The sequence below is a fragment of the Bacillus sp. GM2 genome, assembly GCF_056155945.1.
Map to the genome: position 1 here is coordinate 527822 of NZ_JBRKSZ010000008.1, position 20143 is coordinate 547964.

Here is a 20143-nt window from a genome sequence, read left to right on the forward strand (position 1 = left end):
TTCATGATTCAAACCGCCTTCACCCCTTCCGTTTCAATTCTCCCTAATGTCAGCTCCCCCTATGACATATAGACTATTTTTTAAATCTTCTGAACATTTTCCTGATATTTCAATTTTTGACAAACTTCGCACAGACAGCGAAAAAACGGGCTGAACAATCCCCTTATTGTTCAGCCGTTCGCTTTACTTCGACAAAACACGGGTAATCTTTTCAATCGCCCAATCCAGATCCTCATGAGAAATGACAAGAGGAGGTGCAAAGCGAATTACCGTCTCATGCGTTTCTTTGCAGAGCAGCCCTTCTTCTTTCAGGCGCTCGCAATACGGACGCGCCGCCTCGGTCAGCTCTACCCCGATGAACAGCCCCCTGCCGCGCACTTCTTTGATTTTAGGATTATCAATTTGCGAGAGCTTTTCTTTAAAGTATTCCCCAAGCTCCAGCGACCGTTCAGCGAGCCGCTCGTCTTCCAGCACTTCAAGAGCTGCGATCGATACGGCGCATGCAAGCGGGTTCCCTCCAAAGGTCGATCCGTGTGAGCCCGGATTAAACACGCCAAGCACATCCCGGTTTGCTGCAATGCACGATATCGGGAACACGCCGCCTCCGAGCGCTTTACCTAAAATGTACATATCCGGTGTGACGTCCTCCCAATCAGAGGCGAACATTTTCCCTGTACGTGCAAGCCCTGACTGTATTTCATCGGCGATAAACAAGACATTGCGCTCTTTGCAGACTTCAGCAGCCTGCTTCAAAAAGCCTTCCGGCGGAATGACAATTCCCGCTTCACCTTGAATCGGCTCAATTAAAAAAGCGGCTGTATTCGGTGTGATCGCCTGTTTCAGCGCTTCCAGATCCCCGTATGGAATCAGCTTGATGCCGGGAAGCATCGGTCCGAAACCGCGTTTATACTCTTCTTCTGAAGATAGCGACACAGCCAGCATCGTCCGGCCGTGAAAATTGCCTTCACATGCGATAATTTCCGCCTGATTGTCCGGAACGCCTTTTACATCATAAGCCCAGCGCCGCGCTGCTTTAACTGCGGACTCAACCGCTTCCGCACCGGTGTTCATCGGCAGAACCATGTCCTTCCCCGTTAATGAAGCGACCTTTTCATAAAAAGGACCAAGCTGGTCATTGTGAAAAGCTCTCGAAGTCAGGGTGATTTTGTCTGCCTGATCTTTTAACGCCTGGATGATTTTCGGGTGCCTGTGCCCTTGATTCACTGCGGAATAAGCGCTCAGCATATCCATGTATCGGTTGCCTTCCGGATCTTTCACCCACGCGCCTTCCGCTTCAGAAATCACGATCGGCAGAGGATGATAGTTATTCGCGCCAAAATGTGCGGTTTGCTTCATAATTTTCTCGGACTTTGATAGAACCGTCATTCTGATTCCTCCTTCTTATTTTTGGACATACATGCCAGATGTCGTATTTTGTTTCACACTATCTTATATGCAAGTATCGTGCCAACTCTTAATACCGCAAATTTTCAGAACATTGCATGTGTAACTCGCAAAAAATTTTGCGGTTTTTATGCAAAGGTGCAAAAATTAAAAGCATATTTTTTTGCACCCTTATCAAGTCTTCACTTAAAATGGAGACAGATACGAACAAAGGGGGATATCAATTGCTGAAGGATTATGATTTTCTGAAACTTATTTTTCAAGGAATTATAGATGAAATCGATATCGGCTTGCATGTCGTCGATGAAAACGGCACATCTGTTGTCTATAACAAAAAGATGAGCCAGATTGAAGGGATGGATGTCGGCGATGTGCTCGGCAAAAACGTGCTGGACGTGTTTACGTTTGCCAGCCAGCATGACAGCACCCTCCTGCAGGCGCTGCATCACGGGAAAACGAACAAAAACGTCAAACAGACTTACTTTAATAACAAAGGACAGGAAATTACGACCGTCAATCATACATTCCCCATTATGGAAAACGGGAATACGAAAGGAGCGGTCGAGATTGCCAAAGATGTCACAAAGCTTGAACGCCTGATCAGAGAAAATATGAACAAAACAGAAAGCACAAAGTATACGTTTGACAGCCTGATCGGCGTCAGTCCGGCGTTCAAGGAAGTCATTGAACATGCAAAGCGGGCGACCCGGACCTCTTCCTCCATTCTGATCGTTGGCGACACCGGAACCGGAAAAGAACTGTTCGCCCAAAGTATACATAACGGAAGCCAGCGCTCAACGGGCCCATTCATCTCGCAAAACTGTGCAGCCCTCCCGGAAAGCCTTGTCGAAGGCCTATTATTCGGCACGGTCAAAGGCGCATTCACGGGAGCCGTGGATCGTCCGGGTCTTTTCGAACAAGCTGACGGCGGAACACTGCTCCTTGACGAAATCAATTCTTTGGACTTCAGATTGCAGGCAAAGCTTTTGCGCGCGATTCAAGAAAAAACGATCAGGCGGATCGGCGCTTCAAAGGATACTCCGATCGACGTCAGGATCATCGCGACGATGAACGAAGATCCAGTCGACGCTGTCAGCGGCCAGAGGCTGCGAAAAGATTTGTATTACAGGCTGAGCGTCGTCACCTTGTTTATTCCTCCATTAAAAGACCGGAAGGAAGATATTATGCCGCTCACGCAGCATTTTATCGACAAATACAACGCATTGTTCCAAATGGAGGTCAAAGGTTTTGAAGAAGAGGTGCGGCGGTTCCTGCTTTCATACGATTGGCCGGGAAACGTCAGGGAGCTTGAACATTTAATTGAAGGCGCCATGAATTTGATGTCCTACGAAGACAAAATCGAGCTGACGCACCTTCCATTGCAATACAGGACGAAACCAGCGGCAAAAGAGCAGCTGCCGCAGCAGGGCTATGATCTGTTCGCCCCGCTTCCTTCCGCCTCGGCCGCTCCTTTAAAGGAACAAATCGAGAATGCCGAAAAGTATTATATTCAAAAAACCGTTAAAAAATGCAATTACAATGTGTCACAAGCGGCTCGGGTGCTGGGGATCAGCAGGCAAAGCCTGCAATACAGGCTTAAAAAATGGAAGATCCGCTTCGATCAGGAATCAGAATGATCTTCTCTCCCTTTCATCACTAAAAACGTATTTCTTGACTCATACTAAAAAAGGTTTATGCTTTACTTTTGTAAGAGCCTTAAGTAAAATCATATCAACTAAATCCAATCAGTAAAGTGGGGAATAAAATGAAGAAAGCAATATTCGCTGTATTATTGACGCTGTTGATCACCGTGATGGCCGCATGCGGCGCGTCAGGGGACAATTCCAAGGATAAAAACGCAGCCGGCGACAGCCTCTGGTCTTCAATTAAAGATAAAGGCGTATTGACAGTCGGTACTGAAGGAACGTACGAACCTTTTACATTCCACGATAAAAAAACAGATAAATTAACAGGTTATGATGTCGAAGTGATGCAGGAAGTCGCCAAGCGCCTCAACCTGAAAGCTGAATTTAAAGAAACGCAGTGGGACAGCATGTTTGCCGGACTCAACTCAAAGCGTTTTGACGTCGTTGCCAACCAAGTCGGGAAAAAAGACCGTGAAGATCAGTACGATTTTTCTGATTCATATACAACTTCCCAAGCCGTCGTTGTCACAAAAGCGGACAACAACGATGTAAAGTCTGAAGGAGATGTCAAAGGGAAAAAAGCCGCGCAGTCTTTGACAAGCAACTATAATGACCTTGCGAAAAACGCCGGCGCTGAAATCGAAGGCGTAGAAGGAATGGCTCAAGCGTTTCAGCTGATTCAGCAGGGCCGTGTCGACCTCACCTATAACGATAAACTGGCGGTGCTGAACTATTTGAAGACGTCAGGAAACAAAAACCTGAAAATCGCTTTTGAAACAGGCGAGCCGCAAACTACGCATTTTGCTTTCCGCAAAGGAAGCGGCGAACTGGTTGACAAGGTCAACTCCGCGCTGAAGGACATGAAAGAGGATGGCACACTCGCGAAAATAGCGAAGAAATGGTTTGGCGAAGATGTTTCTAAGTAATATACAAGCGGCGGCCATCGGCCAGGCGATCCCGTGGGATCTTGTGCGTGAGTCATTTTGGCCGATCTTTTTAAGGGGAATCTATTACTCGATTCCCCTTGCCATTCTCTCTTTTATATTCGGTATGATCATCGCATTGATCACGGCGCTGGCGAGAATGTCCAAATCCCGCATTTTAAGAGCGGTTTTCGGCATTTATGTCTCAGCGATCCGCGGAACGCCGCTGCTCGTTCAGCTGTTCATTATTTTTTACTTGTTTCCAGCGTTTCAAGTCACGATCGACCCGTTTCCGAGCGCAATCATTGCCTTTTCATTAAATGTCGGCGCTTATGCGTCGGAAATCATCAGGGCTTCCATCCTTTCCGTTCCGAAAGGACAGTGGGAGGCGGCTTATTCGATTGGAATGACTCAAAAAACGGCGCTTACCAGGGTCATCCTGCCGCAGGCTGTGCGCGTGTCAATTCCGCCATTATCCAATACATTCATCAGCTTGGTTAAAGATACATCGCTTGCGTCACAGATTCTTGTTGCTGAATTATTCCGGAAGGCCCAGGAAATCGGGGCCAGCAATCTAGACCAAATTTTAATCATTTATATGGAAGCCGCATTCATCTATTGGATCATCTGCTTTGTTCTCGCGCTTGTTCAGCAGCAGATTGAACGGCGATTGGACCGGTATGTGGCCAGGTAAGGAGGGAAATAGACAATGCTTGCGATCAAAGGGCTGAATAAATCCTTCGGCGAAAACGAGATCTTAAAAAAAATCGACCTGAACATCGAAAAAGGAAAAGTGATCGCCATCTTAGGGCCTTCCGGTTCCGGCAAGACGACGCTGCTTCGCTGCCTGAACGCTTTGGAAATTCCGAACCGCGGCATTCTTTCTTTTGACGATTTTACCATCGATTTTTCCAAGAAAAATAAACCGGCTGACCTCCTTCGACTGCGGAGAAAGTCGGGAATGGTGTTTCAGGCCTATCACCTGTTCCCGCACCGCACCGTGCTTGAAAATGTGATGGAAGGGCCGGTAAAAGTGCAAAAGCGCAATAAAGAAGAAGTCAAAAAGGAAGCCGTTCAGCTTCTGCAAAAGGTCGGCCTAGAAGACAAAATGGACCTTTATCCATTCCAGCTTTCCGGGGGACAGCAGCAGCGCGTCGGGATCGCCCGCGCCCTGGCCATCAAGCCTGAGCTGATGCTTTTTGACGAGCCCACATCGGCTCTGGACCCCGAGCTGGTCGGCGAAGTGCTGAAAGTCATGAAAGACCTTGCAAATGAGGGCTGGACGATGGTTGTCGTCACCCACGAAATCAAATTCGCGCAGGATGTCGCAGACGAAGTCGTCTTTATCGACGGCGGCGTCATCGTCGAACAGGGCCCGCCTGAACAAATTTTCTCAGCCCCTAAGGAAGAACGAACAAAACAGTTTTTAAACCGGATTTTGAATCCTGTATAAACAAAACAGCCTGATCAAGAGAGATCAGGCTGTTCTTTTTATTCAGCGGCCAGTTTAAACTTGGATGCCGCCTGATTCAATTCTTCCGACAAAGCGGAGAGCTGCTGAATGGCCGATGCTATTTCCTGCATGCCGGCGCTTTGCTGCTCCGCTGCCGCAGCGACTTCTTCAGAGCCTGCCGCCTGCTCTTCGGTAACGGCGGAAATCTGCTCCATCGCAGACGAAATGGTTTGATACGATTTTTCGACTTTTAACAAGGACTGAAGCAATTGATCTGTGCGTTCGGCGAATTGAGAAATTCCTTTAAAAATTCCTGAAAAATTCTCATATGTGCCATTGATTAAAATCTGCCCTTTGTCAACCGCTTCGTTTCCTTCCTGAATGCGTTCCATGACAAGCCGGCTGCTCTCCTGCGTGCCCGCCACAAGCTGGGAAACGGATAAAGCGGCATCTGCCGAACGTTCAGAAAGCTTTCTGACTTCTCCGGCAACAACCGCAAAGCCCTGGCCTTCCTCACCGACCCGGGCGGCTTCAATGGAAGCATTGAGCGCCAGCAAATTCGTCTGTTCAGCAATAGAGGAAATCATTCCGATGACTTTTTCAATTTCTTCTGTATGGTTTTGCATCTCTGATGCCGCTTGTTTGGACTCTTCCATCACGTTTTTAATCGTCTGGGTCTGCCGCAATGTTTCTTCGACAAGCTCCTGCCCCGTCTTGGAATCCTTGCTGACGCCCTCGGCAACGTTCTTCATCTCGTTCACTTTTTCTGTGACATGTGTAAGCTGCTGATCGATTTCGGCAGCCGATGTATGACAATCCGAAACTGAAGAGACAACCTCGTTGATTCCCTCGCTCATGCTGTTCATCGATTCAGCCACTTGAGCTGCGCTTTCGCTCGATTCAGCCGATACATTTTTCAGCTGCAGGCTCGTCTTGGATACCTCTTCAGAGGAAGCTGAAATATGTCCAATCAATTGTTGTAAATTTTCGCTCATCCGCTTGAACGATTCGGCAAGCTTTCCTGCTTCGTCCCGGCTCTTGACAGAAATGTCGGCCGATAGATCGCCGTCGGCAATTTTTTCTGAAGCCTTCATCAGCTGCCTGATCGGCTTCGCGATGTAAGAACCGAGAAAATAAGCCATGACCATTCCGAGCAGCAAGACAAATGCTGAGATCGCAATTGTATACCATTTCGCTTTTGCCGCTGTCTCCGGAATCACGGAAGCATCAAGGTCGATCCCCAAAATTCCCACCTTTTCTCCTGAGCCGTTCTCAAGCGGCAGAAAAATCGACTGGTGGATGCCGTATTCGTCCTCATACACGTCGCTTACCGTCTCTTTGTTTGTCGTCAAGGCTTCTTTCATTTCAGGAGAAAAGCTGTAATCCGTGCCGAAATCATCGGGCGTATCCGACAGCACGAGAATCCGCTCCTTCCCGCCTTCATTGGAAAGGATATAAATATTCTCAAGTTTGTTTTTCTTTTTCAGGCTGTCCACAGCCATTTTTGTCTGCTTGTAAAGCGGACCGTCTGCGGAATCGATCTCAAGCGGATTCCCGTCCAGACGTTTGATTTGATTTTCAGCAAGATGAATATCGGTATAAAGGCGGTTTTGGAACTGCTGTTTCAGCTGCTCTGACAAGTCTTTGCTGATAAAAGTAAACACGGCTGAAAATGATGCGATCGTGATTAAAAGCACTAAGGCGACGCCAATCATAATTTTGACTGAAATGTGTTCTGTTAGCTTTTTCTTCAACGTTTTCATCGTCTATATCCCCTTTAATTTGTCATGAGAGACCCATGCTCCCGGAAGACTTCCTCAATAGTTTCTTTTAAATAATCGATAATTCCCGGGACATGTTCAGGCATGGTATACGGAGAAATGACGAAAAATTTGCTGACGCAAAGCGGTAATTCAACCCCTTCACAGGACTTCACAAGCAAGTGTTTTTTCGTATCGCCAAAAAACATCTTGTCCCTTTTTGTTCCGAGCTTTTCAAATAATTTTTCAGTAAGCGCATTGTTTCTTTCCAGCTCTTCAATGGTGCATGCTCCCGAAATTTCGTCTTCAAATCTAGGCGCCCCTTCAGGATAAATGCGAAACAGCGTAGACATGCCGCAGTTGTCCGGGTTCACAATATCGGCCTCCGGAATCTGCCGAGACAGCTGTTCCCTAAAATGCAGGTTGACTTCAAGGAACTGGGCAAGCAGCTTTTGATAGCCTTCATAGCCAAATGCCATCAATGCGCTGTACATACTGATCGAACTGGCCATGCGCGAACATTCCAGCGTGTAGCCCGTATGGTAGTCCCCATAGCCGCGGTGGCCGACATACGGCGTCTCATCGGGATCCAGATCGATCCGTTTTAAGTCATTGCGATCCTTCACAAGAAACAGGCTTGTCACATAAGGCGTCTGTCCGAGCTTCTGAAAATCAAAGCAAAGCGAATCTGCTGCGTGCAGTTGTCTCATTTTTTCCTGAATCGGTTTGATCATGCTGAGGACACCGGGACTGAAGGATAAAGCGTTCTCATTCAGATCGTACTCATTAAAAAAGGCAAAAAATCCTCCCAGGGCGGAATCGGCGTGGATATGCGGAACCGGCAGCCCGAAGCTCTTCGCGGTTTCTTCAGCTGCACGGCGGACAGCGCTCACATCATCGATGCCGATCGCATCTGTCGTTCCCGTCGTGGCTACGATATAGACGGGAATGCCCCCGGCTTCGCATACTTGTCTAAGCTTCTCTCGCAAATCTTCCGTATCCATGGAATGGTCGAGATTTGTTTTGACTTTAATTAAATGATCGCTGCCGAGTCCTGCGGCTTCCATCGACTTATACAAGCTGTAATGAGCCGCTTCAGAACAAAACGCATAGAAATTGCCGGGAACCCCTTCTTTTAGGGATGACGGAGCCATTTTGGCAATCGCGATTCTGAGGCCGCTGTATACCGCCCCTTGTCCTCCCCACGTTGTATATCCTCCGCTTGTTTCGGCATCATACCCAGCAAGCTTTGACATCATCGCTGTAACCTTCACTTCCGCCTCCGCTCCGGCTGGACCGTACACATCCCACAGGTTGTTGCCATTGACCATAAACGCCGTAAGCATGCCTAATATCCCCGGGATGCTGGCCATCGGCAGAATGTTCGTGAAAAAGTATTTGGTGTGATACGGATGGCCGTGCAACAGCTTCAACAGCTCTTCGTTAACCTCTTTCATCGGCGCACCTTCATGCGGAATCCGACTCTCTGCAACCAGCTTTTCATAAAAGAAGCCCTCTCGGTTCTTCTCGCCGCCAAGGTTGACCTGATCCGGATTTTTCAGGTTGTCCACTCCCTCGATCAGCTGCTCGATCAATGATAGGAACTCGTTTCGTTTTGCTTCATTTCCGTCCTCGCTCGGAAACCATCTCTGTACATCCGGTGTATTGCGTTGCTGCATGATTTTCTCTCCTGCCTTGTCTTTAATATTTCGGAAAAAGTTTTCACTTACCATATCGGTATAATATTCCTATATTTTTAGGCTTTCGCTCAAAAAGTTCATGAAATTGTTTTATCTTTTACATTTTCTTTTAAATAAAAAAACTTCTTAACGATAGATTAAGAAGTTTTCGAAACATTTTATCGATATTTCCGTACAATAGAATAATAAATTCATATTGGAAAGGATTTCTTTAAAATGAAACACGGAACAGAGAAAAAGACTTTCAGTATGAGAATGGTGCTCAATGTGTTCGGTCTATTCGCCTTTACCGGCATGATAGTCAGCGCATATACCCAGGCTTTTTACTTGGATGAACATCTCGAAATCCGCCGCCTTGTATACATGACGGCAAGAGAGTGGAAAGAATTTTTATTGTTTGTGTCCGGGACGGCCGTCATCTATTTCGTTTTGGCAAATGTTCTTTCATCCAAGAAAAAACGTTGAAGAAAAGATCAGTGCTTTCGTCTTCTCCATTCCTTCATTTCCTCTATAAAGGCAAGATACAGGCAGACGATTAAGGCAATGATCAAAGCGATCCAAACGGGCATCGCCAGAAAAGGTGCATAGTTCAATATAAGCAACAGCGCGAGACAGGCTAAAAAGGCAAGGCAGATCAGCCTTACTAAAAAAATCAACGCCATTCCCCTCCTTTTTTCATAACATCTGCTGTTTTTTCGCTGCAAACTGCTGAACCGCAATGACAGCAAAGAGCCAGCATACAAGAACGGCCCAAGCGCTCCGTTCGCCCATCGGCTCTGTCAAATAGAGCTGGCCAATGATGCTCGTCGAAAGAAACAAACGGGTCAGGATCCGCTATCAAACTCTGAATTTCTCCCCTCCATAATGGAAAATGTATCTCCACAGCTATCATACATCATTTTCATCAATTGGAATATCATCATAATTATGTAAATCGAAGAGCCGCATTCCGAAATCCGCATTTATCCGTTCTGAAGAATGTGATACAATGACAATCGATTGTTTTTTTTGAAAAGAGGGGAATCCATTGAAGCGGGAACTTGTTTTGCGCTGGCTTTTTTATTTTGTCGGATTGATTGTTTTGTCTTTTGGGGTTTCTCTTACGATTGAAGGGAAAGTGCTCGGCATCGGTCCTTGGGATGCGTTTCACTACGGGCTGTATATGCTTTTGGGCCTTACGGTCGGCCAATGGGCGATTATTGTCGGGGCGGTTATTGTAGGTTTAACGTCCTTATTTACAAAAGCATGGCCGAAAATCGGCGCCGTGCTTAATATGCTGTTAATCGGTATTTTTATAGATTTCTTTACTTATATTCTTCCAGACCCGGAAACGTATATTTCAAGCACTGTCGTATTCGTGATCGGCGTCATTTTTATCGGTTACGGAGTCGGCATTTATGTGTCGGCCGATCTTGGTGCGGGTCCGCGCGACTCCTTGATGCTTTTGATTTCCGAGAAAACGGGCTGGAATGTTCAGTGGGTCCGCAACGGAATGGAGCTGACGATTTTACTGATCGGCTGGCTGCTTGGCGGGCCGATCGGCATCGGCACTGTTTTAACCGCCATTTTAACAGGCCTGATTTTGCGGTTTTCTTTGCCGCAGTCCAAACAGCTTTTAAAAGCAGCAATGACAGGAAGGCGCATCAGAACTGCCAAGCCTGTACATATGTCGCTGAAAAAAAACGGATGAGCGTTTCATCCGTTTTTTTCATTCAGACTTATTTCTTTACTACTGGTATCCAAATCTCTGTGATATGTTCTTGCGCCATAATGTCCCCGTCTTTCGGATAAGCTTCAAATTGCGGAGCGTTTGCCAGTTCATAGCCCGTTGCCGGAAACCACTCCGAGAAGATCCTTTCCCATGTGGCTTGAACAGCGGGATTGACGGGACCGACGGCCTCAAATACGGCCCATGTTGCGGCAGGAATCGGTTTTTCGACACAGCCGTCAGGCGTGTCAGCCGTTGTTTTTTCGACCCCGATGACATAATGGAACGTATCAGCTTGATCATTAAAATCCATGCAGACGCCAAGGAAGCCGAGTTGGCCGATATGCGGCTTCAAAGAATCGGTAAAGCCGTTGTGATTTAATTCGTTCCAAAAAGCCGGAATATCTTTTTTGTTTTGACCATTCCTCACCGTAACCTCCAACGCTTTGCCGATCACCTGAAACGATTCTTTTTCAACAACCTTATAATTCATATCCTCCACTCCTTTTATTTGAATATGAAAGGAAAGACGCGGAAATGCCCTGAGCGTCCGGCCTTTTTCACGGGCCTGTGAAGGGCTGATGCCATGAAGGCGGCTGAATGCCTTTGAAAATGATTCCGGTGTGTTGTAGCCGTACTTAAAAGCAGCATCAATCACTTTTATTTGTGAAGCAGCCAGCTCCTGCGCGGCGACTGTCAGCCTTCTTTTCCGAATATAATCGGCAAGCGTGACACCCGTCAGCATGTAGAACATCCGCTGATAATGAAATTTCGAACAGTATGCGATTTTGGCGATTTCTTCGTGTTTCAGCGGCTGATCCAAGTGCTTTTCAATATAATCGATGCTTTCAGCCAAACGATTCAGAATGTCCATTGCTTCCGCTCCTCTCGTTTACAACGATACTTCATGCCAATCAGACATTCCTGTCATTCCGTGCGTTGTTGTGACAGGAGCCGAACAGCCATTTGACGGCTTCCGGAAAACGGTTCGCAAACCTCTCAAGCCGATGTAAGCCTCCTTCATCAATGACAAACTTCAGTTCTTTTTCGAAGGCGGTGCTTTCGGTTAACAGGCTGAAGGCTTCCTTCGTCCTCGGTATCATCTCCTTCTGCAGATTATCCCTGTCTGCCCCTTCTGCGCTTCCGACATCCATATAAATGCGCAGATGCTCATTTTCAAAGCGGTTATTCTTCATAAATTCGGTCATTCCTTCAAACCAGAAAGACCCTGACAAAGATCCGATTTTCCCAAATGTCTTAGATGCTAAATACGCCGTGTAAACCGAGATCAATCCGCCGAACGACTTTCCGATGATTCCTGTATGTTCACGGCTTGGATTTGTTCGGTAGCGCCTGTCGATATAGGGCTTAAGCCGATTGGCCAAAAAAGCGGCATATTCGTTGCCCTTCCCGCCGTACGCCCGTTTATTCGGCAGCAAATGCGGTTTGGGAAAAGGCGTGTATTCGCTTTCCCTGTCTTTCGGAGCCACTCCGACCAGCAGCAATTCCGGCACTTCCTGATTCGAAAACAGCTTTTCGATTGAGGGCAAACTGCCGCTGTGTGCCGGATCGAACAAATCGCCCAGATCGTGTACGTATAGGACGGGATAGCGGTTATTACTGCTTCCGTATGAAGGAGGAAGATAGATCAAAAGCTCCCTCCCGAAGTATGTATCTTTTATCAATGTTCCGTCTATCATGTTCATCACTCCATTCTGCACAGGTATCATGCCTATCTTTCCTGCTGCCTGTTTGCTAAAATGAAAGCAGAAAAAATATCATGTGAAGAGGTTGCATTTGATGAAGATTTACGCCGTTTATATGGATCAGCTGCCGGAAGCCGGCCAATTTAACCGAATGATGGCCATGGTGTCTGAAGAAAAGCGCAAAAAAGTGGGCAGATACAGATATCCCGAAGATGCCAGCAGGACGCTGATCGGGGAAGTGCTGGCGAGGCACATCATCAGTGAAACGTTTCATTTACCGAACGATCAGATCCGTTTTACGGAAGGAAGGTACGGCAAACCGGCTGCTGAAGGTCTGAACGACTTTCATTTCAACATTTCCCACTCCGGAAACTGGATCGTGTGCGGAGCTGGCACCAAGCCGATCGGAGTGGATGTCGAAAAAATCAAGCCGATCAATTTCGACATTGCCGAGCGGTTTTTTTCTCCTTCAGAGCACCATGATCTCATGGAAAAGGACGACTCAGAGCGCCTGTCGTATTTCTATCATTTGTGGACGATGAAAGAAAGCTTTATCAAACAGGCGGGAAAAGGCCTGTCTCTGCCGCTTGATTCCTTCTCCGTCAAACTGAACGAACAAGGACGCGCTTCGGTGGAAACTCCCCCAGGCTATCCGCCTTGCTATATCCAAGCCTATGAAATTGACCCAGGCTATAAAATGGCGGTGTGTTCCGCCGCACCTGAATTTCCAGACCGCATTGTGATGAAAAGCTGCGCTGAACTGTCAACGCTTTAAAAAGTTCCGCTCTAAAAATAAGCGGTTTCCACCGCTTGCCGCAAGCGGTCGATGCCGCGGCGGATGTCGTCTTCCTTTACATTGGACGTATTGATTTTTAATAGATTTCTTTTTGGAAAGGCCGACATATAATGAGCGTTTACCGGTTCGAGCAGGACGTTCCGTTTTTGTAAGATTTTGATCAGACGGGACGCCGGGATCGTCCGGTCAAATTCGATGTGGGTGTGGATGGCCGGATGGCCGTGTGGATGAAATTCAAGCACATCCCCCAGTGACGCGGCACATTCTTTTAGCAGATCATGCAGAAGGCATGATCTTTTTTGATAGGAAGAACGGATCTTTTGCTTATGCTTTTCAAACATCCCGCTCTTCAAATAGATCTCCAAAGCGGCCTGAGACAGCATGGAACTGTCAATGTCGAGCAGCTGTTTGTACCGGTTGAACACATCTGTCAGAGAATCGGGCAGCACAGCGGCTCCGACCCGCAGACCCGGAAAAATAATCTTGGAGAAACTTTTCAAATAAATGACGTGTGAAGAAACGTCATAATAATGTAACGGGTCCGCCTTTTTATGATTCTCCAAATCTCCTAAAAAATCATCCTCGGCGATATAGACGTCATACTTTTCCGCCAGCTTGACGATGGCCATTTTTTCCCGTTCCGTATAGGAAGTCCCGAGCGGATTGTGGAATCTCGGCATCGTATAAAAGAATTTGATGTCTTCGGTTTGGAAAATTTGCTCCAGCTCGTCCATATCGATGCCCTCAGCGGTTCTCTCGATGCCGATTGCGGGTATGCCGTGAACTTCAAGGTATTGAATCAGTAAATGATAGCTCGGCTGTTCGATCAGAATTTTCCGCTTCCTGTTGGGAAAAGGCATTGAAGCGAGCAGAGCGAGGGCCTGCTGCACGCCTGATGTAATAAAAATGTGTTCCTCTTTCGCAAACACCTGGCCGTTGGCAAGCTCTTTTTGTATGGCCTCGATTAATGACGGAAGACCTTTCGGCGTCCCATAGATAAACAGATCGTTTTTGTATGTGTCAATGGCTTTATTGATGCAATGCTGAAAATCGATGTATGGAAAGACATCAGGATCAGGAGCAGATGCTGAGAAATCGATCACAGCCTTTCCGGGATTTGGTCGCTGATTCGTTTTTTTCACGACGTAATAGCCGCTTTTCGGCACTGAGTAGATGAGGTGCTGTCTCTCCAGCTCGCTAAACGCCCTGATGACCGTGCTTTTGCTTACTTTGAAGCGTACGGACAGCTCGCGGATGGACGGCAGCCTGTCCCCTTCCTGAAAGGATTTGTCTTCGATCATATCCTCCAATTCGTTCATCAGCGCTACATATTTGTGCATGTTCGTCTCCTTCGCCAATCTGTAACGGTACAGATTCCGTTTTTTTGTATTGTATCAGATTTCGCTTCCGTATAAGATGACAGAAGCCGGTAAAATATCTGTATTGCATGCATACTTTAACGGAGATGATCGACTTTGAACAAATCTGCTTATGCGGCAGCTTTGCTCTATGCTTTTATCATTGGGTTTTCTTTTTTCTTTGTCAAATTGGCTCTCACTGCAGCGAATCCGGTCGATATTCTGGCCCATCGCTTTACGGTCGCTTTTTTGGCCGCGCTTTTTCCCCTTCTGCTTGGATGGGTAAAGATCGGCATCAGCATGAAAGATGCGCTGAAGGTACTGCCTTTAGCTTTATTTTATCCTGTCATGTTTTTTGCTTTTCAAGTGTTTGGGCTCGTCTACACGTCTTCGTCTGAAGCCGGCATCATTCAAGCGGCGATCCCGATCTTTACGATGATATTCGCCGCTTATTTTTTAAATGAACGGTTTACGAAGCGGCAATTCTTTTTCACCGTCTTGTCAGCGGGCGGGGGTGGCCTGCATCTTTATGATGAAAAGCGCAGGCACCGGAAGCTCCGATTTGAGAGGGGCGGCGCTGATTTTGCTTTCGGCGCTTTCATCGGCGGGCTACAGTGTGCTCGCTAGAAAGATGACACGCACCTTCAATTCGCTTGAATTAACATATGTGACCACTGGTGCGGGATTTCTCTTTTTCAACGGCATCGCCGGGATCAGTCACATGGCAGACGGCACGCTGAGCGGATTTTTTGCTCCCTTCACTGATCCGGTGTTTATTCTTTCGGTTTTGTATTTGGGCGTGTTGTCATCGTTTGCGACATCATTTTTATCTAATTATGCTCTCTCAAAAATAGAAGCTGCGAAAATCAGCATGTTTAATCATCTGGCGACACTGGTGACGATTTTGGCTGGGATCATATGGCTGGGAGAATCACTTGAATGGTTTCACTTCGCAGGAACGGGGATGATTATTGCCGGACTGATCGGAGCGACGATGGTCAGGCCGGAAAGTCGGCTGAAAAAAGGCTAAAAAACGGAAAATCGGCTGTTTCAACACACCGATTTTCCGTTTTTCTTTATATTGCCGGGCGGGGCCTCCTTGCGGCTGGCCGCGGCAATCGTTTTGATCTTCGCGGCTACTTGTTCCGTTTTTGCTAAAAGATACATATGGCCGCCTTTGAAATAGTGGAAATCGATCGTACGCGCCCACTTTTTCCAGCCATGCGCATCCTTCATGCATTTCTCATCGCGATCTCCGTTCAGGATATGAACAGGCGACATGAGCGGCGTATGATCCGTATGGCAGAACGTCTCAAGCGCTCTGTAGTCCGCTCTGAATGACGGCAGGAAAAAGTTCATGACTTCCCTGTTATCTTTCAGTTGTTGGGGTATTCCGCCAAGCTGGATGAGATGGTCGAGAAATGCGTCATCATTTTTGTGGGACACTTTTTGCCGCTGAATATGAGGCGGCTGAATCGCTGAAATCACCGCAGCTGCCGGAAAGATGCCTTCTTGTTCAAGCTTTTGCGTCAACCTGTAAACAACCATCCCGCCCATGCTGTGGCCGAACAGTACGAATGGAGCGGAGAGCCTCGGCTTGAGCACCGCTATATACAGATCGACGAGTTCTTCCAAATTGTCGACAAACGCCATTCGATTTGTTCCGTGTCCAGGCGGTTCGATGGCCAGTACTTCAAAATCTGCTTTTAAATGTTCATAAAGCGGTCCGAATGATGCCGAATATCCCCCGGCAAACGGGAAACAGATCAACTGCGTGCCGCCTGCCGGCGCTCCAAACTGCTTAATGATCTCGTTCATTTATCATGCACCCCCGATTACAGCGGCACGTTCGCCCAAAATCTGTCTGATCAGATCTGCATTGGTTTTGACAAAGACGTCCGCGAGCATTTCATCATGTCTTCCAGCACCTTGATATTCATCATAAGAAGACTCCGTTCCTTCTTTCCACGTCGAAAGCCATTCCGGGAGCGGTTTCGCGTGCTCTGATTTGATCAAGTGAATCTCGCAGCTGACCGTTCCTTGATGGACAAGGTTAACAAAGTAAGAATAATAGGCTGCCATCTTTTTGGCGATGCCATCGGCAACCGTCTTGATTTTCATATATTCATTGTCCTTGTTGGCTTCCATCAGAGCAGCTGTATCAGCTTCAATTGACCGCCCTTCTAAATCGCTGACACCGTTCTTCATATATGAATCGATCATCAGCAGCTTTTCGACTTTCCGCCCGTTCTTTTCGAGTGTTTGCGCCACTTCAAAGGCGAGTCCGCAGCCGGCCGAATAGCCGATCAATGTCAGCGGCCCTTCTGGCTGAAGGCCGGAGATGGCTTCTGCGTAGCGCACGGCGCGGTCATCGCTTTCTATAAAGTCAAACGCATGAATCTTATATTCCGGCATTTGTTCGGCCAGTTTGCCGTACACGATGCCATAGCCGAGGACAGGCGGGAATGCGAACAAATGGCGGGTGCTTTCCTGATTGAAGACGGTTTTTTTCACGTCATCCGCATGTCCGCCCTGGTCGATATAAGCCGCGAGGCCCTCGATTGTGGGCATTTCAAACAACACATTCACCGGAACATCGATGGCGAGGTCTTTCAGCATCCGGGAGGTGACAGCCATAGCTTTCAATGAATGTCCCCCGATTTCAAAAAAGTTCTCGTCTATTCCAATCTGCTGTCTGCCGAGAACCTCAGACCAAATGATCGCAAGCTTTTCTTCCGTCATATTGCGAGGTGCACGGTGCTCTGTTGGATTCGGCCGGCCATCTGCTTCAGGAAGAAGGCGGCGGTTGACTTTTCCGTTTGCGGTGAGCGGCAGCTCTTCAAGCATCATATATGCATCCGGCACCATGTAAGCCGGGAGATTCCGAGCCAGTTGGCGGCGAACCTCCTCGTTCGAAACCACAGCTCCCCGCACCGGGACGACATAGGCGGTGAGCGCCGCATCCCCATTCCCGCTTTTCTTGGCGATTACAACGGCTTCCTTTACGCCTTGACAGCGCATCAGCTCCTCTTCGATTTCACCGAGCTCAATTCGGTGGCCGCGGATTTTCACTTGATCATCGATCCGGCCGATGAAGTCGATATTGCCGTCCGGCAGCCAGCGGGCCAGATCCCCTGTCCTGTACATCGTTTCACCGCTGTTGAACGGATGCGGCGCGAATTTTTCCGCAGTCAGTTCCGGCCTGTTTAAATAGCCGCGCGATACCCCTGTACCGCTCAGACACAATTCACCTACCGCTCCAATCGGTTGAAGCCGGTTATTTTCCGTCAGAATGTATGCATTGGTTTCGTTTATCGGCTTGCCGATCGGAATGGAAACCGCGCTGTCCTCAATGCGGTTGACCGGATAGAACGTCGCGAAGACGGTCGTTTCCGTCGGCCCGTATACATGAATGATCCTGTCCGGTCCCATGGCGGCAAATGCTTTCTTGACATGGCTGACAGATGAGCGCTCTCCGCCGAACAGAACTTTGCGAATCCCTTTCATCCACTCTGTTCCCGCATCGACCAGGAGGTTGAACAGCGCCGTTGTCACAAACATGACCGTGATGTTTTCCTTCTGAATCGTTTCTGTCAGCTTGCCGATATGGAGAATCGTCGCCTGATCGGCCACTACCAGCTTTGCTCCGTTTAAAAGCGCGCCGTACACATCAAATGTGAAGCCGTCAAACGCATAGTTTGAAAGGGACAGCAAGGTGTCTTTCTCGGAAAGGCTGATGTAGTTTGTCTCTTTTACAACTCTTGTAATATTGGCATGTGTCGTCAGATTGCCTTTCGGTTTTCCCGTTGTGCCTGACGTATACATGATATAAGCAAGGTCGTCCGGTTCGACGGCAATTTCAAGGTTTCGCCCGCTTTCTGCAGACACCGCCGGATCGTCGATCAAGATCGTATTCTGATGAAAAGAAAGCGCCGCCGCCTGTCCGGCAAGCTCTTCTTGTGTCAACATGCAAACAGCCCCGCTGTCCTCCAGCATATACTGAATCCGCGCTTCAGGATATTCCGGGTCAATCGGCAGATAGGCGCCCCCTGCTTTTAAGACGGCGAGTATCGCGATGACCATTTCCGGCGAACGGCGGAACAAAAGAGCGACAGGTTCGCCGCGGCCGACGTTCTTTTTGCGCAAAAGATGCGCGACCTTGTTCGCCTGTTCGTTCAATTCCCGATATGTCAGCGTCCGCCCGGCCGCTGATACCGCGGGTTGTTCCGGGAGCGCTTCAGCACATTGCTCAAACCGTTGCGGGATCGTCAGCCCGGTTTGCTTCCGTTGGACTTGGCCGTTAAATTCATGGAGAAGGCGCTCTTTTTCCTTTTTGGATACGACACAAATGTCGTCAAGCGGCTGCTCCGGATTTGTGATGATCTCGCGAATAGCTGTCAATAGCTGTTCTTTTAGCTGCAAGATGAAAGATGGTTCGAAGACATTCCTGTTGTATGCGAGTTTCAGCAGCATTTCTTCCCCGGTGAGGCGAGCAAATTCAGATCATAATTCGATTTTTCAAAAACGGTGATATCATCCATTGTGAAGCCGAGATTTTTTTCTTCGTGCTGTTTGTTGGCTTCTTGCAGCGGATAATTTTCAAAAACGATAATGTGGTCGATCAAGTTCGGCGCTGCTATATGACTTTGGATATCATAGAGCGGCATATATTGATGCGGCTCAGCTTCAAGCGCCTGCTTCTGCAATTCAGCGACCAGCTCCGTAAAGGTCGTTTGCGCGCCAAAGGTTACCCGTTTCGGGACGACATTGATAAACAAACCGACCATGTGCTCGACACCTTGAATGTCAGCGGGGCGGCCTGACACAACTGTACCGAAGATCAGATCGCGGGATCGCTGATAGCGGCTGAGCAGCACCGACCACACCGCCTGAAGAGCCGTGCTCAACGTGGTATGATGCGCTTTTGCAAGCTGTGTGAACACTTCTGTATCTTCTTTTGGAAGTGTAAACAGCAGTTCTCCCGGCTGATTGCCGGCTTGCTCCGGTTTTTTCCGCTGTTCGCTGAACGTCGTCTGCCCTTCGAATCCGTCTAAATGATGTTCCCAGTAAGCCAGCGATCTTTGTTTGTCCTGACTTTCAAGCCATTTAATATAGTCTTTGTAAGGTTTGACGGGCCCGAGGCTGTATGGCTTGTTTTCGCGGAGCGCGTTGTACACTTCAAACAGTTCCTGTACGACAATGCCGAAGCACCATCCGTCCAGAAGAATATGATGATAGCTCCACACCCATTCGTAACGGTCCTGTCCCTTTTTAAAAACCGCGGTTCTCATCGGAATGTCTTTTGAGAGGTTAAACCCTTTTTCTTTATCTTTTCGTTTATAATCTTCGATTCTCTCATTTTGTTCTGCTTCAGAAAGTCCTGATAGATCAATTTCTTCTGCCTGAAATGACCTTTCCTTTAAAACGACTTGAACCGGACGTTTCATTTTTTCATGAACGAAAACGGTTCGGAATATATCATACCTGCCGATGATGACATTCATGCTTTTTTCCAATATATCTTTTTGAAAAGAGCCTTTCACCTGCATGCTGATTTGTTCAATATAAAAGCCTTGCCCCGGATGCAGCAGCGTATGAAACAGCATCCCTTCCTGCATCGGCGACAAATAGTATATGTCCTGGACATGTTCTTTTTTGAACTGGCTCAAGATCGTATCCCCCTTTCATA

16 protein-coding genes and 2 pseudogenes are annotated in these 20143 nt (G+C 47.8%); 8 read left to right on the forward strand and 10 right to left on the reverse strand.

The features are described 5' to 3' along the window. Positions 1–183: 183 nt before the first annotated feature. Positions 184–1386 carry an ornithine--oxo-acid transaminase gene (locus tag ACVC9U_RS17425; protein ID WP_003178876.1) on the reverse strand — a complete coding sequence of 401 codons (1203 nt, stop codon included), beginning with the start codon at positions 1384–1386 and terminating at the stop codon, positions 184–186. Positions 1387–1628: 242 nt separating this feature from the next. On the opposite strand from ACVC9U_RS17425, the gene ACVC9U_RS17430 reads away from it, so the two are divergent. From ACVC9U_RS17430 to ACVC9U_RS17445, 4 genes are all read left to right on the forward strand, one after another. Continuing rightward, on the forward strand, positions 1629–3041 hold the full coding sequence (locus tag ACVC9U_RS17430; RefSeq protein ID WP_003178873.1) for a sigma-54 interaction domain-containing protein: 1413 nt from the start codon (positions 1629–1631) through the stop codon (positions 3039–3041). A gap of 128 nt (positions 3042–3169) precedes the next feature. Then, the gene (gene tcyA, locus ACVC9U_RS17435) at positions 3170–3976 is read left to right on the forward strand and encodes a cystine ABC transporter substrate-binding lipoprotein TcyA (protein ID WP_009330207.1); all 807 of its coding nucleotides are present in this window, start codon (positions 3170–3172) and stop codon (positions 3974–3976) included. Then, a complete protein-coding gene (locus ACVC9U_RS17440; RefSeq protein WP_441391343.1) occupies positions 3963–4667 on the forward strand; it encodes an amino acid ABC transporter permease in 705 nt (234 codons plus the stop codon). The genes tcyA and ACVC9U_RS17440 overlap by 14 nt, the downstream gene beginning before the upstream one ends. Before the next feature lie 15 nt (positions 4668–4682). Beyond that, positions 4683–5426 carry an amino acid ABC transporter ATP-binding protein gene (locus tag ACVC9U_RS17445; protein ID WP_003178866.1) on the forward strand — a complete coding sequence of 248 codons (744 nt, stop codon included), beginning with the start codon at positions 4683–4685 and terminating at the stop codon, positions 5424–5426. A gap of 38 nt (positions 5427–5464) precedes the next feature. Here the strand turns inward: ACVC9U_RS17445 and ACVC9U_RS17450 are convergent, their stop codons facing one another. After that, the gene (locus ACVC9U_RS17450) at positions 5465–7189 is read right to left on the reverse strand and encodes a methyl-accepting chemotaxis protein (protein WP_003178861.1); all 1725 of its coding nucleotides are present in this window, start codon (positions 7187–7189) and stop codon (positions 5465–5467) included. A 14-nt stretch (positions 7190–7203) separates the two neighbouring features. Continuing rightward, a complete protein-coding gene (locus tag ACVC9U_RS17455; RefSeq protein WP_414847822.1) occupies positions 7204–8865 on the reverse strand; it encodes a pyridoxal phosphate-dependent decarboxylase family protein in 1662 nt (553 codons plus the stop codon). A 237-nt stretch (positions 8866–9102) separates the two neighbouring features. Between ACVC9U_RS17455 and ACVC9U_RS17460 the strand changes: the two genes are divergently transcribed. Next, complete coding sequence (locus ACVC9U_RS17460; protein WP_441391344.1) at positions 9103–9351, forward strand: hypothetical protein; 249 nt, start codon at positions 9103–9105, stop codon at positions 9349–9351. 8 nt (positions 9352–9359) lie between these two features. On the opposite strand, the gene ACVC9U_RS17465 is transcribed toward ACVC9U_RS17460, so the two are convergent. Next, on the reverse strand, positions 9360–9548 hold the full coding sequence (locus ACVC9U_RS17465; protein WP_243943576.1) for a hypothetical protein: 189 nt from the start codon (positions 9546–9548) through the stop codon (positions 9360–9362). Positions 9549–9561: 13 nt separating this feature from the next. Next, on the reverse strand, positions 9562–9705 hold the full coding sequence (locus ACVC9U_RS17470; protein ID WP_441391345.1) for a hypothetical protein: 144 nt from the start codon (positions 9703–9705) through the stop codon (positions 9562–9564). 208 nt (positions 9706–9913) lie between these two features. On the opposite strand from ACVC9U_RS17470, the gene ACVC9U_RS17475 reads away from it, so the two are divergent. Beyond that, entirely contained in the window at positions 9914–10576 is a 663-nt protein-coding gene (locus ACVC9U_RS17475) for a YczE/YyaS/YitT family protein (protein WP_080131238.1), read from the forward strand. A gap of 28 nt (positions 10577–10604) precedes the next feature. Here the strand turns inward: ACVC9U_RS17475 and ACVC9U_RS17480 are convergent, their stop codons facing one another. Together ACVC9U_RS17480 and ACVC9U_RS17485 are read right to left on the reverse strand one after the other, a co-directional pair. Further along, positions 10605–11468 (reverse strand): AraC family transcriptional regulator, encoded by an 864-nt coding sequence (locus tag ACVC9U_RS17480; RefSeq protein ID WP_165768811.1) that lies wholly within the window; start codon positions 11466–11468, stop codon positions 10605–10607. Between the two features lie 40 nt (positions 11469–11508). Next, on the reverse strand, positions 11509–12324 hold the full coding sequence (locus ACVC9U_RS17485) for an alpha/beta hydrolase (protein WP_441391346.1): 816 nt from the start codon (positions 12322–12324) through the stop codon (positions 11509–11511). A gap of 70 nt (positions 12325–12394) precedes the next feature. Between ACVC9U_RS17485 and ACVC9U_RS17490 the strand changes: the two genes are divergently transcribed. Next, the gene (locus ACVC9U_RS17490; protein ID WP_020450111.1) at positions 12395–13075 is read left to right on the forward strand and encodes a 4'-phosphopantetheinyl transferase family protein; all 681 of its coding nucleotides are present in this window, start codon (positions 12395–12397) and stop codon (positions 13073–13075) included. Between the two features lie 11 nt (positions 13076–13086). Here ACVC9U_RS17490 and ACVC9U_RS17495 read toward each other — a convergent pair whose 3' ends face one another. Next, a complete protein-coding gene (locus tag ACVC9U_RS17495; RefSeq protein WP_025809497.1) occupies positions 13087–14436 on the reverse strand; it encodes an aminotransferase-like domain-containing protein in 1350 nt (449 codons plus the stop codon). Positions 14437–14571: 135 nt separating this feature from the next. Between ACVC9U_RS17495 and ACVC9U_RS17500 the strand changes: the two are divergent. Continuing rightward, positions 14572–15484: pseudogene (locus ACVC9U_RS17500) on the forward strand (DMT family transporter). Positions 15485–15504: 20 nt separating this feature from the next. On the opposite strand, the gene licTE reads toward ACVC9U_RS17500, so the two are convergent. Continuing rightward, positions 15505–16272 (reverse strand): lichenysin biosynthesis thioesterase LicTE, encoded by a 768-nt coding sequence (gene licTE / locus ACVC9U_RS17505; RefSeq protein WP_025809495.1) that lies wholly within the window; start codon positions 16270–16272, stop codon positions 15505–15507. 3 nt (positions 16273–16275) lie between these two features. Beyond that, a pseudogene (licC, locus tag ACVC9U_RS17510) lies at positions 16276–20123 on the reverse strand (lichenysin non-ribosomal peptide synthetase LicC). Positions 20124–20143: the final 20 nt, after the last annotated feature.